The 14,490-nt window shown below is 59.0% G+C and carries 12 protein-coding genes and 1 tRNA gene; 9 read left to right on the top strand and 4 right to left on the bottom strand.

Annotated elements, in window-relative coordinates:
* Positions 1-177: 177 nt before the first annotated feature.
* On the top strand, positions 178-642 hold the full coding sequence (locus RDA78_RS25850; RefSeq protein ID WP_434052623.1) for an N-acetyltransferase family protein: 465 nt from the start codon (positions 178-180) through the stop codon (positions 640-642).
* A 511-nt stretch (positions 643-1,153) separates the two neighbouring features.
* Here the strand turns inward: RDA78_RS25850 and RDA78_RS25845 are convergent.
* On the bottom strand, positions 1,154-1,921 hold the full coding sequence (locus tag RDA78_RS25845; RefSeq protein ID WP_434052622.1) for an alpha/beta hydrolase: 768 nt from the start codon (positions 1,919-1,921) through the stop codon (positions 1,154-1,156).
* A gap of 321 nt (positions 1,922-2,242) precedes the next feature.
* Between RDA78_RS25845 and RDA78_RS25840 the strand changes: the two genes are divergently transcribed.
* Positions 2,243-2,512: a hypothetical protein gene (locus RDA78_RS25840; RefSeq protein ID WP_434052621.1), complete on the top strand. Its 270-nt coding sequence runs from the start codon at positions 2,243-2,245 to the stop codon at positions 2,510-2,512.
* A gap of 122 nt (positions 2,513-2,634) precedes the next feature.
* Here RDA78_RS25840 and RDA78_RS25835 read toward each other — a convergent pair whose 3' ends face one another.
* A complete protein-coding gene (locus RDA78_RS25835; RefSeq protein ID WP_434052620.1) occupies positions 2,635-3,327 on the bottom strand; it encodes a DUF930 domain-containing protein in 693 nt (230 codons plus the stop codon).
* 236 nt (positions 3,328-3,563) lie between these two features.
* On the opposite strand from RDA78_RS25835, the gene RDA78_RS25830 reads away from it, so the two are divergent.
* Complete coding sequence (locus RDA78_RS25830; protein ID WP_434052619.1) at positions 3,564-4,328, top strand: SDR family oxidoreductase; 765 nt, start codon at positions 3,564-3,566, stop codon at positions 4,326-4,328.
* A gap of 55 nt (positions 4,329-4,383) precedes the next feature.
* Here the strand turns inward: RDA78_RS25830 and RDA78_RS25825 are convergent, their stop codons facing one another.
* The gene (locus RDA78_RS25825) at positions 4,384-5,220 is read right to left on the bottom strand and encodes a helix-turn-helix domain-containing protein (RefSeq protein WP_434052618.1); all 837 of its coding nucleotides are present in this window, start codon (positions 5,218-5,220) and stop codon (positions 4,384-4,386) included.
* Between the two features lie 153 nt (positions 5,221-5,373).
* Between RDA78_RS25825 and RDA78_RS25820 the strand changes: the two genes are divergently transcribed.
* From RDA78_RS25820 to RDA78_RS25805, 4 genes are read left to right on the top strand one after another with little or no spacing between them, the layout of a single operon-like run.
* Positions 5,374-6,999 carry a sulfatase-like hydrolase/transferase gene (locus RDA78_RS25820; protein ID WP_434056212.1) on the top strand — a complete coding sequence of 542 codons (1,626 nt, stop codon included), beginning with the start codon at positions 5,374-5,376 and terminating at the stop codon, positions 6,997-6,999.
* Between the two features lie 3 nt (positions 7,000-7,002).
* Complete coding sequence (locus RDA78_RS25815) at positions 7,003-8,268, top strand: alkyl/aryl-sulfatase (protein ID WP_434052617.1); 1,266 nt, start codon at positions 7,003-7,005, stop codon at positions 8,266-8,268.
* Positions 8,265-10,346, top strand: coding sequence for a TRAP transporter permease (locus tag RDA78_RS25810; RefSeq protein WP_434052616.1), 2,082 nt, complete (start codon positions 8,265-8,267; stop codon positions 10,344-10,346). Before RDA78_RS25815 ends, RDA78_RS25810 begins: the two co-directional genes overlap by 4 nt.
* Before the next feature lie 36 nt (positions 10,347-10,382).
* A complete protein-coding gene (locus RDA78_RS25805) occupies positions 10,383-11,357 on the top strand; it encodes a TAXI family TRAP transporter solute-binding subunit (RefSeq protein WP_434052615.1) in 975 nt (324 codons plus the stop codon).
* 284 nt (positions 11,358-11,641) lie between these two features.
* Here RDA78_RS25805 and RDA78_RS25800 read toward each other — a convergent pair whose 3' ends face one another.
* Positions 11,642-11,821, bottom strand: a complete 180-nt coding sequence (locus RDA78_RS25800) for a hypothetical protein (RefSeq protein WP_434052614.1) — start codon at positions 11,819-11,821, stop codon at positions 11,642-11,644.
* Between the two features lie 785 nt (positions 11,822-12,606).
* Here RDA78_RS25800 and RDA78_RS25795 point away from each other — a divergent pair.
* Positions 12,607-12,696, top strand: a tRNA-Ser gene (locus RDA78_RS25795).
* 110 nt (positions 12,697-12,806) lie between these two features.
* On the top strand, positions 12,807-14,378 hold the full coding sequence (locus tag RDA78_RS25790) for a DUF6538 domain-containing protein (RefSeq protein WP_434052613.1): 1,572 nt from the start codon (positions 12,807-12,809) through the stop codon (positions 14,376-14,378).
* The last annotated feature ends 112 nt before the right edge of the window (positions 14,379-14,490 follow it).

Raw genomic sequence — 14,490 nt, 5'->3', positions numbered from 1 at the left:
CCTTTTTGCCTGAAGAGCCAACCTGTTCCGAGCAAATGGTATGGACCTCGCTTTAAATCTGGGTACATCAGTTGGATAAAGTTTGAGTCAAGTTTTACCGGACCGGATGCGCACGGCGGCTAGTGCATGCGTCGCCAGCCGGTTCTCTTCGCTGCTTCATTGGGGATACGAAGAAAAGTGGAAACAGAAATAAAAATCAAAAAAGCGGATCTCAGCCATTTGCAAGACATCGTCTCTATCATCAATGCGGGCGCGACAAGCATCCGCAAGGACAAGGAATTCGATGACTGGCAGGAATACCGTCCGGCTTTTGAGGCGCTCATCGCAGCCCCTGAAGCAGACATCTATGTTGCCCTCAGCGGCGACGGTGACGTGATCGGCACATACCAGATCCATTTTCTGAAAGGTCTTGCCTTCAAGGGTCGCCCGCGCGCTGAACTTGAATCGGTGCATGTACGCTCGGATCAACGGGGCACAGGTGTCGGCCGTCTCATAATGGAGCATGCGGAAGGTCTGGCACGCGCACAAAACGCCTGTATGGTGCAACTCACGTCCAATCGGGAACGCGAGGGATCTCATCACTTCTACCGCCGGCTCGACTATGACCAGAGCCATCTCGGTTACAAGAAGATGATGATCTGACGGTTTTCCCGCGCGCCGGTGTCGACGTGCTGTGGCGCAGAACCGGCCCCGCCACGCCGCTTGCTCCGATGCGCCACACAGTCGGAAAAACGAGATGTCGGGGCAGCCGGATCAAGGGGATCCGGCAATCTGCTCTTGCTTGCTGACAGTCTAGTGCGGTGAATTTGAAGTTCGCATCATTGCTTCTGCAGTCTCCGAAGCGAACTTCAAATTCGTAAACCGCACTAGAAACATAGACTTGCTAGTCACCTTCGTGAATCTGAAGTTCGTTCGAAGACCGCTGCAAAATGAGTCGAACTTCAGATTCAGGTGACTAGGTGAAGAACCTATAAATGAGGCCGTAACGGTTTGAGGCGGCTTGCTCCTCCTCGACGTTGCGAGAGGCTTGATAGATGGCCAAAACGATCCAAACCAGATTGACTTCAGTTATGAGTCCGTACACCAGGTCAATTTGGAAACTTTTTTCTGGAGCAGCCGAACTCGTCGTGGTTGGCATTGCCTGCACCACGCCTCACAAAGTGCGGATCCAGTCCAGGCAACGCTGGGCCAGCGCGTCGTGGTCTTCCTCAAGCTGCATGTAATGACATCGTCCCGGAACTTCGACGAATGTCGCGAACGGGCCGTACCTCTCCGCCATTGTCCTGGCAGTTGACGGAGGGACGACCTTGTCTTCCGATCCGGACAAGAACAACAGGGGGGTGTTGGCGCGATCGAAGTCGATCCGCGTGGTCTGGTTGACGTCATACATCCAGAAGAACAACTCGAACAGGACCTGACCGGACTCGGTGTTGAGCCGGTCGCAGATCTCGTGCTGCTGTTCCACCGGCATCGTGTTAAGGCCGTAAGTCGCCAGAAGCTCGAAATCCTGGCCCGGAACTTCGTTCCAGAACGGTCCCACGCTCATGAACATCTTGCCGAGCGCACGTTCCATCTCGGTCGTCGGCACCGCGCCGTTGATGATGCTGCTGTTGATCAACACCCCCGCGGCGATCAGGTCGCGCGCGGCAAGCAACTGCGTGATCAATCCGCCGAGTGAGTGGCCGATGACCACGGGTTTCGTATTCAGCGTTGCGAGAAAGTCCGCGATGTCCTGGACATAATCGGCAATGCTCGCACCCCTGAGCGCCTTGGTGCGGTCTTCTCCATCCGGCAGATCGTGGTGGCGGTATGTCGGCGAATGACATGTGAAACCCCTTTCCTCGAAGAAGCTTCGGAAGGGCTCCATTGTCCAGGGAGATGCATTGGTGCCGTGAAGAAAGACGATTGTCGGCTCTGACATGAGATCCCGGTTCACTCCGTTGAGGGTTGAGGCTTAGGGTCCAAAAAATACCCAAACTCGCAGCGTGGTGAATAGAGGGTTTATGCGACTTCTGAAAGTCGGGGGTAAATTCCTTGAAATTTAACACGAAATCGGCTGTGCATGATTACCGGCGGGTAAATTTCAGACTTGTTTAAACTTTTGTTTTGGTTGCGTTAAACCTGTTTTTTTACGAGCCATTTAACTGCTCCTGCTGAAGTAGACCTCAAGAAACGCCGGGGAAAAACTCGCAAATACTTGCGTTTCGGGGAAGTCTGAACAGAGGACAAAAAGGGGAGCATCATGGCTCGTTTTGAAATGCATTCGGCCGATATGGCCGCCATGGGTGAAAAGCCCGTAACTGCCGACATTCTTTTCCAGATGGGTCTGGACAGCGCGTGTGGCCGCACAGGCGAAACCGATCTTGTCACCGCACACAAGTGGTTCAACATCGCCGCCTTGAAAGGCAACAAGGACGCCGTTCAGTACCGCAAGGAAATCTCCGGTGAAATGAGCCCGTCTCAGATTGCCGAAGCGCAGCGCTCCGCGCGTGAATGGCTGTCAATGCATTGATCACGAGGAAGGCGGCCGGCCAAACGGCACCTGAACCTTGTGTTTATGAGTCCGCACCCTAACGCGGCAGAGAAATCTTCTGCCGCGTTTTGCGTTTGCGCCGACCAGTGTGCGGTCCGGTTTCAGTGCACCGGAGCAAGACCGTGTTCGTCCCAGAGCGAACGGTCTATCGGATCACCAAGCGCAAACTCAAAACCGATGACTTCGCTGCCGCTTGCCGAGAGCCGGCACCTGTAGGCGATTTCATACCAGATCCTGTTGCTCCTGACCGCAGCGGCGGAGGCAATGATCTCATTTTTTCGCTGAACGGAATTCCGGAACGCGTGCGGAGCCAGGCGCGTTGGCCGAAACTTCGGATCTGTGCGCCTGACCTGCTCCATGGCTTCCAGCGCGCAAAGCTGTTCGGCCCGGTCACCGCTCACCAGTGTCGCAAGCGCCACGCGTGCCTGCGCAGAACGCGGATCGCTGAGCACATCGGCGGCGTAGAATGACGTCGCCTGTTTCCACTCGGCTTCGGGCCGGGGGAGAGCCGTGCCTGGCAACGGCGGCCGCGCATCGGGAAACGCGGCCGTTTCAGCGCCGGTTTCCATTTCTGTCTCCGCTTGGAGCAAAGGCTCAGGCGGGGCAGGTCTCGAAAGTTCTCTAAGAGGGAGAAGTTCAACGACAAGAGGTACGGGAACGTGCGTGCCGTGATGCTCCTTGAACTCGGAACTCGCCAGAACGGCAAAAAGCAAAACATGAACCCAGACGGCAACGATCCAGGAAAACCGCTCCGCCACCAGCCGGTGTATGCCCTGATATTCGACAACGCCCATCGCGCGGTGCTCTTGGTATGATCGCAACTCAGACTAGCATTACGACCCGTTCAAAGTGTCGAAAATCAGGATTGGCAAAACGTGTGTGCAGAAGATTTACGAAATTTCCGAACAGTCCCGTTTTCTTCGCACACTCTGCCATGACGACCTGACGATCAGATTGAAAATCATTCGGATTTGACGCAGGCAGCCGTTGGCAGGAAGATCGCGAGTGAAACACGTCCTGGAGGATCGACATGCGCGTGGCGTTGACCGGCGGCTCATCGGGGATCGGGGCCGAAGTGGCCCGGAAACTGACAGAAATCGGGCACGACGTTACGGCGTTCGATATCTCTGAACCGGAAGTTCCGGTCGCAAAATGGATTGAAACGGATCTGAGCGATCCGGACTCGATCCGCTCCGCGGTCGAAGCTGCAGCCGGTCCCTTTGATGCACTCATCAACAATGCGGGCCTGCCACCGCGCGCGGGTCTGGAAGAGCTCATTCTCAAGGTGAACTGGTTCGGGCTGCGCGGCTTCATGGCCGGCATGCTCGACAAGCTTGAACCGGGAGGCGCGATCGTCAACACAGCGTCGAGGGCAGGGGCCATGTGGCGCGACAACCTTGAAGAGGTGAAAGCCCTGATCGCCCTTGAGCAGGACGCACTTCCCGATTTCATCCAAGCGCGCGGCATTGACGCGACACGGGCCTACAATCTTTCCAAGGAAGCGGTCATCGTTATGACAATGGCGGAGACCGAAAACATGATCGCCCGGGACTTGCGCATGAACGCCGTCAGCCCGGCTGCCGTCAGCACGGGAATCCTGAAAGATTTCGCCGCTGCCTTCGGCGACCGGATGGCCAGAAACGTGGCACGAGCGGGCCGTCCCGGTCTGCCCGAAGAAATTGCCGATGTGATCATCTTCCTGGCATCACCGGAAAGCGGCTGGATCAAGGGCCAGGACATCACGATCGACGGCGGCATGAGCGCCATCTCGGTGAGCGAAAAGCTGGGAATTTGAGGGAGTCAGCCGGAGTTTTTAAAGCACAGTCGGCCGCACTGAAGGTCATTGGCGGTCACATCGACAGAATTTCCGGAGCCCTTATGCGCTCCCGCTCCAGCACGCCGGCAATACGACCGGCGGCCTTTTGAAGGTCGTCCAGACAGCCGAAGGCCAGCACCTCGTCGATATTCATGTCGTCGATCATCCATAAAATACTGATCGACCCGTGCACACCGGACTTTGAAATGATCGGCACCGCCATCGCGCCGAGCTCCGGGCCGGGATCGAAAGGGGCCTGCCAGTAGGAAGCTTCCCTGAGACCGAAGCCACGCTGACGTGTCTCAGCGATCTCGGTCGCAAGGAAACCGCTCTCGATCAGGCGCAACTCTTCCTTGCTGGCGATTTTTCGCAGGCTTTCAAGATGCTTCTCCGCGACGGCTTCCGGCGAGAACGCAAGAATGGCGCGCCCGTGCGCGGAGAGCACCATCGATGGCCGGATACCAAGAGCCGTGCGGGTCGGTGCCATGGGGCCGCGCAGACGCGTGCTTTCGATGATTTCGATGCGCCCCGGACCGGTCACGGCGTTGAGGTCGGATGGCAGTCCTGTCTGCCGCCCCTTGAGGTCGAGGAGAATGGGTGCGGCCAGTTCCGCAAGCGGATGGGCACGGGCCTTGTCGCCCAGCACCTTGCCGATGGAATGGGAAAGTTCGTACTGGCCTTCGACAATGTTGCGCCGGACCCAGCCCCGGTGCTGGAGACTGGCCAGAAGCCGCAGCAGTGTTGCGTTGGAATAGCCAGTCGCACGCCGCAGGTCGGCGAGGGAGGAGCGCGTGCGGCGCGATAAGAACTCGATGATCTCGAGCCCGCGCTCAAGAGATCTGACCCGTTCGCTTTCAGAAGTATTCGTCATCGCATCATCGGTCCGCCTGGCGGACCGGAGATTAGACAGGCCGGAACTGAAGAGCAATACTTCTTTCACAAACGGGCCTTGCCCGAGGGAGGAAGCCGGCCGCAAAGGCTGGCAACAAAGTGGAGAAATCCGCGTTTGAATATTCTGTTCATCATGTATGACCAGCTGCGATTTGACTATCTCGGCTGCGCCGGGCATCCGCATCTGGAGACCCCGAATTTTGACCGGGTTGCCGCGATGGGGATCCGCTTTACCAACGCCTATGTCCAGTCCCCGATCTGCGGGGCAAGCCGGATGAGCTTTTACACCGGCCGCTACGTTTCCTCGCACGGTGCGGCCTGGAACGGATTTCCCCTGCGCGTCGGTGAATTGACGCTCGGTGACCACATGCGTGCTGCGGGCATGGACTGCTGGCTGATCGGCAAGACCCACATGAAGGCGGACAAGGACGGCATGCAGCGCCTCGGCCTGTCTCCTGACAGCATGATCGGAGCACGCCAGGCCGAATGCGGCTTCGATGTCTGGATCCGGGACGACGGCCTGTGGGGCTATGGCCCCGATGGCTACTACGACGAAAAGCGCTCGCCCTATAACGAATACCTGAGATCAAAAGGATATGCGGGTGACAACCCCTGGGCGCATTTCGCAAATGCCGGAATAGACAACGAGGGCGGCGTTGCTTCCGGCTGGATGTTCGATAATGCCGACAAGCCAGCGAACATTTCTGAAAAGGACAGCGAGACGCCCTGGCTGACCGCCCGGACCATCGACTTCATCGAGGAACAGACAGCGCCCTGGTGCGCCCATGTCAGCTACATCAAACCGCATTGGCCCTACATCGTGCCGGCACCCTATCACGACATGTTCGGCCTGAACCACGTCCCGGCCGCCTGCCGCCACGAGGTGGAACGCGAGGACGCGCATCCGGTTTTTGCTGCCTATATGGAAAACAAGATCGCTTCCGCGTTTCAACAGGAGGAGGTCCGGCAGAAAGTCATTCCCGCGTATATGGGCCTGATCAAGCAATGCGATGATCAGCTTGGCGTGCTGCTCGATTACCTGGAGCAAACCGACCGCCTGAACGACACCATGATCGTGCTGACCTCCGATCATGGCGACTATCTGGGCGATCACTGGCTCGGCGAGAAGGATCTTTTCCACGACCCGTCGGTCAAGATCCCGATGATCATCTGCGACCCGCGACCCGCCGCCGACGGCACCCGCGGCACGACCTGTGATGCGCTCGTGGAATCCATCGATCTTGCACCGACATTCGTTGAGGCGGTCGGCGGCAAGGTCGCCGATCACATCCTGGAGGGCCGCTCGCTCCTGCCCTGGATTCAGGGCGAGACGCCCGATTGGCGTGATTATGCAATTTCGGAGTTCGATTATTCGCCGACACCGCAGGCAGTGAAACTGGGGCTCGATCCCAAGGATTGCCGCCTGTTCATGGTGTTTGACGGCCGCTACAAGCTGATGCATGCCGAGGGCGGCTTCCGTCCAATGCTCTTTGACCTGCAGGAAGATCCGGAGGAATTCCATGACCTGGCAAAGGGCTCTTCGCACAAAAGCGAAATCGACCGGCTTTACACCGCGCTTGCCGAATGGGGCAGGCGCTGCGCGCAGCGGGTCACTCGCTCTGACGACGATATCAGGGGCATGCGCGGGCGCTCGCTCCGCAGAGGCATTCTGCCCTTCCTTGTCGATGGTTCGGAAGTGCCCGAAGAACTGATCGAGAAGTACCGCGGCCCGGCGCTTCAAAGGCACACGGGAGACTGAACGATGCCCAATGCCGCTCTTCTTCACCACAATGAAACCCAGTTCCGCAAATCGGTTGTGGAACTGGCGCCGGGCATGTGGACGGCGGTCGGCTATGCCGCATCGACACAGCATGTCATCGAGGGCGATACGTCTCTCACTGTCGTCGACACATCGGAAAGCACCGGCGCCGCCCGGAACGTGCTCGCGGAAATCCGCAAGCTCACGAAAAAGCCGGTCGGGCGGATCATTTACACCCATAGCCACCGGGATCACATTTCCGGTGCGGCGGTCTTCGCCGAAGGACGCGACACTCCGGTCTTTGCCAACGCGAAGTTTAAGTCGGATCTTGTCGGCCAGGACGCGGACAGCATCGCCCCCCATCAGGCCTTGAACCGCAGAACCGCGGCGCAGTTCGGTATCGGCCTTTCCCCGGAGGAACGCGTCTCGCTCGGCTGCGGACCTGGCGATCGCCCGATGGAGGGCCTCGGGGCCGGATTCCTGCCGCCAAGCATTTTTGTTGGTGAGGATCAGGACATCGACCTCGACGGCGTCAAGGCGCGGCTGATCATGGCACCCGGCGAGACCGAAGATCATATGGCGGTCTGGCTGGAAGAGGCCGGCGTCCTTATTCCCGGCGACAACTGGTATCACGCCTTTCCGAACCTTTATGCCATTCGCGGCACGCCTTACCGCGACTTCGCCGCCTGGGCGGACAGCCTGAAGCTGCTGGAAGCTCTCGGTGCTGCCGTGCTGGCACCCGGCCATACCATGCCGGTCTTCGGCGCGGACACGGTGAGCGAAGTGCTCACGACAACGCGCAAAGCCATCCTCCACGTGATGAAACACACGGCTGACGGCATGAATGCGGGCCTTTCCCTGGACGATATCGCCGCTACACTCAAGCTGCCGGATGACATAGCCGGCAAGCCCTGGCTCGGTGAGTTCTACGGCAAGGCGGGCTGGTCGGCCCGGGCCTTCGCCACTGGAACCCTAGGCTGGTACGACGGCAACCCGACACATCTGGGAACCCTGTCTTCTGCACAAAGAGCCGCGCATGTCAGCGAACTGGCCGGTGGGCCCGACGCCCTGATGGCGGCGGCGCGCGCAACCAAAGACCTGCAGTGGCGGCTTGAACTCTGCGATCACCTGATCGCGCTCGGGGAACCGGCCGAACTGCTCAAGGCGGAGGCCCTGGAAACCCTTGCCGAGAATGAGATCAACGCGACGGCCCGAAATACCTGTCTCTGGCATGCCCGCCGTTTGAGGAACGGGGAGGCGGCCAGATGACACCGGTCCGGATCGAGCAGCGTATTGCCGATCTTCTGGCGTTCCTGTTCACCATGGTCATCCTGGTCTATGCCGCGTCCGGACCTTTGTCGGAACTCGTGCGCTGGCTGATCGAGGCGACAACGCCCGGTTTCGACGAACTGTCACGCCGCCAGCAACGCCTCCTGATGCGCGAACACTGGCTTGGAGGTTCCTTCAGGTCGTTCGAAAGGACGTTTCTCCTGCCGACGGGCCTGATCCTGGGCCTGCCGATCCTGTTCTCCTTCGCGGTCTCCTTTCTCAATCTGCCTGGAACGCGGCCCTGGATGAAATGGGCGCTCGCGGCCCTGTCGACACTTGTTTTCAGCATCTGGGTTGCAAACCTGTTTGCCGTTGACGGCGGTGCCCTGCCGTCCGCGCAGCCGCTCGATTTTGTACTCTTCCCGATCGCAACCGCCCTCGTTCTCTATCTGACATGGCGCGGCTTCGGCGGTTTCATCGTGGGCTTTTGCCTCTTCTGGATCATCTACTTCTTCGTGCGCGGCTGGCTGCCGGACTGGACCGGCATCCTCGCGGGGTCCGAGGCGACACTGGCGCAGAGCATGCGCTCCATGGTGCTGAATTTCTGGTCGCAGACCGGCGGCATGTTCGGTCAGCCGCTGCAGGTCGTCTCCGGCAACGTGCTGATCTTCATTGTTTTCGGCGCCGTGCTCATGGCCAGCGGGGCAGGGGATCTCCTGATGAAGATCGCCAACCGGCTGACCGGTGGCCTGACCGGGGGCGCCGCCCACGCCGCCGTTGCCAGCTCCGCCCTCTTCGGCACCCTGAGCGGAGCGGCCATTTCCAACGTCGTCTCGACCGGTGTCATGACCATTCCGGTGATCAAGCGCTCCGGTTTTCGCCCGGCCTTCGCGGCTGCGGTCGAAGCCGCCGCATCCACCGGCGGGCAGGTGATGCCGCCGGTCATGGGTGTCGTCGCGTTCTTCGTGGCCGGCCAGATCGGTCTGGAATACCGCTATATCGTCATCGCGGCGATCATCCCGGCGATCTTCTTCTATCTCGGCACATTCCTGACGGTCTATTTCGAAGCAAGGCGGCAGGGCGTCGGTCCGCTCCCTGCCGAAGAACGTCCGAAACTTACGGGTGTGGACCGCATCCAGTGTCTTGTGTTCGTGCTGCCGCTCGGTGTCCTGAGCTATTTCCTGTTCGCGCAGCCATCCGTGCCCAAGGCGGGCTTCTACGGCTTCGTTGTCGCTTTGGTCAGCGCGCTTGTCCTCTTCCGCGGGTTCCGCTCGCCGGAAAAGCTTTACAAGGCCTTTGTCAGCGCCGGGCGCATGTCCGCTTCTATCATCGTGATCGTCACGGCAATCGGCCTGATTGTCGGCCTGATCCAGGTGTCCGGCTTCAGCGGACGCCTGTCCCTGCTTCTGGCGCAACTGGCCGGTGGGCCGTTGTTCGGCACGCTGGTCGTCGTTGCCCTTGGCGCAATTGTCCTCGGCATGGGGCTGCCGCCGGGGGCGACCTATTTCATCATCGTGATTGCACTGAGTTCCGGCATTGATGCCGTCGGCATCGCGCCGCTGACCCTGCATCTGTTTGTCGTCTTCTTCGCCGTGATTTCAACCGTGACGCCCCCGGTCGCACTCGCAGCCTTCGCAGCGGCGCCGATTGCCGGGGCAGATCCCGTACGCACGGGCTTTCAGGCCGCCCGGCTGGCGCTCGCCGGCTTCATCATTCCCTTCGTTTTCGTCTATCACCCCGCCGTTCTTTACAAGCTGCAGGTGCTGTTCGGCTGGTTCGGCGGCGAGGTACCGGTCTCGAAGGCGATGATGGATATCGCGAGCGTGAGCTGGCTCGACCTCGGCTGGATCATGGTGGCCTTTGCCCTTTCCATGTGGCTTCTGACATCAGCTCTCACCGGCTTTGAGAAAAACAGGCTCAACATGGTCGAGCGCATGCTGAGGATCGCGGCGGGAGGTGCATTGCTGATCCCGGACATGACGATCGCCGGACCGGCGCTTGCCGCCGGGATCTGTCTTGTTGTCGGACACAGGTTCTTGGGAGGAGACCCGTCACCGGTCGATGCAAAATCGGCCTGAACACATTTGAACAGCAACTTTCAGGGAGGAAATTGCATGCGGAAACTGGCACTGGCTGCAAGCGCGGCCATGATCTGGGCGGCATCGGCCCAGGCACAGGACACACTCAAGATGGCAACGATCGCCCCGAGCCTCGGTCAGGCGATCACGATGGCGACTTTCGCCAATATCGTCACCGATAATCTCGATGATGTCGAAATCGAGGTCTCAGGCGGCGGTGCGGCAACGCTACACATGATGGAAGTCGCGCGCGGCAATCTGGACATGTCGATGACCAGTCCGGTGATCTACAACCTGATGTCGGCCGGCAAGGCGATGTACGCCAAGGAGCCGGACGCGCCGGAGCTTGCCAATAACTACCGGCTGCTGATGTGGTTTCCCTATGGCCAGTATCACTTCGCGGTCCGTGCCGAAAGCGACATCCAGGTCCTGGACGACATCGAGGGCGCGTCCGTCTTTCTCGGGCCGCAGGGCGGTGGCGCCTACAACGCCGCGCGCGGCTGGATCGAGGCCACCACCGGGCTCGTCGTCGGCGAGGATTACGATGCGATCAAGGCCAACTGGCAGACCGGCTTCCAGGCGTTTCTCGACGGCAAGATCGATGTCTACGTGAACGGCTGTCTCGATCCGTGCGGCCAGTTCATCCAGTTCACCGAAACGGAGAACCTGCGCTTCATCGGCCCGGAAAGCGATCAGGGCGAGGAGGTCGACCAGTGGCTCGGCAAGTGGCGCTATCGCGCCGAAGTTCCATCCGGAATGTATGACGGCCAGACCAACGAAGGCCCGGTGATGTCCTTCGACACCGCCGTCGGGATCGGCGTGCGCGCGGACCTTGACGAGGAGACTGTCTACAAGATCACCAAGACCTTCTGGGACAACCTGGAGCAGGTGACCTCCGAGGCCCCCTGGGCCAAGGCGCTCGACGTCAAGTTCGCGGCATCCAAGCGCGGCCTGATGGAGCTGCACCCCGGAGCCGAACGTTACTACCGTGAAGTTGGCGCGGCGGAGTAACCGGACGAAACAGAACGCGGGGGCTAAGCTGCCCCCGGGTTCGTGCCCGAGGCGGCGCGGCAACCGGGGCCGAAGGTCTCTAGAATCCTTGCAGTACGTTTTCGGGACCGGACCCTGCTCCGGCACCGAAATGGCAGCGGTCATGTGCAAAAGATGGGAATGGCCGGATGTTGGCCGGGTGGACGGGCAATGAAGGAGGGTGATTGCTCAATCGGCGAAAGCGTGAGCAAACAAGTGGGGGCGGTTCGAGCGGGGCTTGATCCTTGCGGCGAGCCGAATTCGTTTCAGTTGGCGGGTTTGGGCATATGAGTTGCGACGTTCACGATTCTGCCGTCCGCACCGTTTCTTGTCAGAGCGACTGCGATCGCTTTTGTGATGTCCTGCTGCGCCTTCTTTGTGAAAGCATGTTTCTCCGCAGTGTCCACAGGCAGGTTTCTCAAGTCGATTTCCAGTCTGATCTTCATGGCTCTTTCCTGTCTGGCGCGCGCTTCTGCAGAACGGCGATCATCTTGTGAAACGGCACATTTTCAAGAGCATTTCGACGGATCGTTTCCGACCGGACCAACGTCTTTGCCGGGGTCATCCGATGCCGTGACATTGCCCTTGTGCAGGACAGATTTGGGACGCCGACCACAGTACCAAGAGTTCTGGGCCCTGGGCGGGCATTCCGTGTGCCCGAGAACGAAAAAGAGGCGTGATCTTGCGCTCGGCTTGAGACAGCGGGCATGTCGGTTGCGTAGCTGTCTGTGAGAGAATTTTCCGGGTTGGACATGCGCTGGCCCTGCATGGGATTTGCTGGCTTCCTCTGTTCAGACTACGCCCGGCTTTCCGCTGGTGTTATGCAGATTGCGCAACGGTCTCCTGATAGATGCTCTGACGCACGATGCTGATCATCCGCCAGGAACGTTTCGCGTTTCAGGCCGCTTCCGCCGGCGCTGCAGTTAGTGGTCGGTCTGAAACGGTCTCGCGATTGCTTTTTCGGTGCGCCTGCATTCCGTTCCGCTCACCGTGGCCCCGGAAAAGAAGAGGTCATGCGCCGAATTCGGGAAGGTGCAGGTTGGAGAAGCATCTTTCGACGGCGGCGCTCCGGCTGGCGAAGCCTTGGGCAAACTTCCCTTGATTTGCCGCTGAACTCCCTCAGCCAAACTGCGATGGCACAACCTCATCTTGATCGAACCTTGTTGAAACCAACACAGGTGACAAAAAAGGATCTTGCAATACCCCGTGAAATCAAGGAAAAGGGCGTGCCGGAGAGGTGGCCGAGTGGCTGAAGGCGCTCCCCTGCTAAGGGAGTATACCGGGAACGGTATCGAGGGTTCGAATCCCTTCCTCTCCGCCACCAGCCCCTTAAGTCCTTGATCTTCTTAAAAGTTCAATGATTGCAATTGACTGCGCTGAGTAAAGCTGAGTAAAAACTGAGTAAATTACCCAGTCTTTCAGGGGTCGGTGATGCCGAGCATCTATAAACGCGGGAATGTTTGGGGATACCAGCGCGGAGTACCGAAAGACCTCCGGGCGATTGTCGGTAAGACCAAAATCCAACACAGCTTAAAGACCGATAGCCAAAGGCAAGCGACGGTTGCCGGTCAGAAGCTCGATACCTTTTACGACGAAGAGTTTCGCCGCCTCCGCTCCCTCGACGCTCAAGCAATCAAGACCGCTCAAATCCGCCTAGCCGATCTCGGGGTCGTTCTCGAAGAGCCTGTCTATACCGCTTCCGGCTCTCAGGAGGCGATAATCGCTCTAGCCAAACTCGCGTCAAAGCTTATCGATACGCATGAAGACCGGGTTATCGACGGGCGCGCTTCTTTCAAGGCGATAGGCGATCAAGGATTGCGTGAGATCTTCCCTGACCCGGAAGAGCGGCGTGCAAAAGTCCGCGCCCTTCAAAAACACCTCGACAAGATGGGCGAGCATCAACTCGAAGCTGAATTAAAGCCCGTAGAGCAGGCTCAAGCGGCGGTAGGTATGATCGCTCCAAAAGAATACGAGAACGCTGCGGAGCAGGCTCCTAGAGCATCCTCGGCGGGCGATATCGATTTGATTGATACTTGGGTCGCCGCGAAGTCGCCTACAAAGCAGACCGAGGGCGATACGCGGGCGATTATCAAAGGACTCATGGAATACGCCGGAGTCTCCGACCTACTCTTTATCGAGAAGTCGCATGTAGCCGGTTGGCTTGCCGCGCTTCGGAAGTTCCCGGCAAGACGTAAACCCGCCGAGCTTGAGCTTACGTTCAACGAGGTTCTAAACCTCTACAAGGATTGCGACTACCCGGCCTTATCGTCGAAGTCGGTTCAAAAGAGGTTCAATCTCGCCCAGGCGGTTTTTACGAACGCTCTCAAGAGCGGTCTTATCGAGGAGACGCCCTTCAACGGGATTACGAGTCCGACCGTAAAAAGAGCGGTAGACCGGAAGCCGTTTACCCCGGAGATCGTTCGGAAGATCTTTACGACCGAGCCTCTCGATAGCGGTCCGGTCGACGGCTTCTATTGGACGGCGGCGTTAGCTCTCGCAAGCGGTATGCGTCTCGGCGAGATATGCCTTCTAACTCGAGAGGATCTCTTCAAGAGCGAAGGCGGGGTCTGGTACTTCGACCTAACGACCAAGAAGCTCAAGACGGAAAGCTCGCGCCGTCGCGTCCCAATTCATAAGGATCTAGTCGCCGCGAACTTTACGACCTGGTCCTTAGCGCAAGCCTCGGAAACGATCATGGGTTTCAAGCCGGACGTTAAAGGCTCACCCTCCGGCCTTGCTTCGAAGAAGTTCAATCGATGGTTTAAGCGCGACGTAAAGCTTACGGACGACGGGCTCGTTTTCCATTCCTTCCGCCATACGTTCAAAGACCTTTGCCGGGAGGCGGGGATTCCGTCCGACGTCCACTCGAGGCTTACCGGCCACGCTCCGGGCTCGGTCGGTGACTCCTACGGCGATTTCCCGCTTGCTGTCCTTTCGGACGCGGTCAATAAAATCAAGCTCCCGGTCCCGATCCGCGATCCGTTCGGCCGTGTCGAGGATTAACCCGCCGCAATACGCATCAAGCCTAGTCGCCAGGTATTTTTGGCTAGGGGCTCCGCGCCTCGGGTCAAAGAGATTTTAGGGTTACGGGCAATGATTAGAACGGTCTATCTAC

Source organism: Roseibium sp., from assembly GCF_051016195.1.
Taxonomy (GTDB): domain Bacteria; phylum Pseudomonadota; class Alphaproteobacteria; order Rhizobiales; family Stappiaceae; genus Roseibium.
The sequence above is the reverse complement of the archived record's forward strand: the minus strand, read 5'-3'. Positions and strand labels throughout refer to the sequence as shown.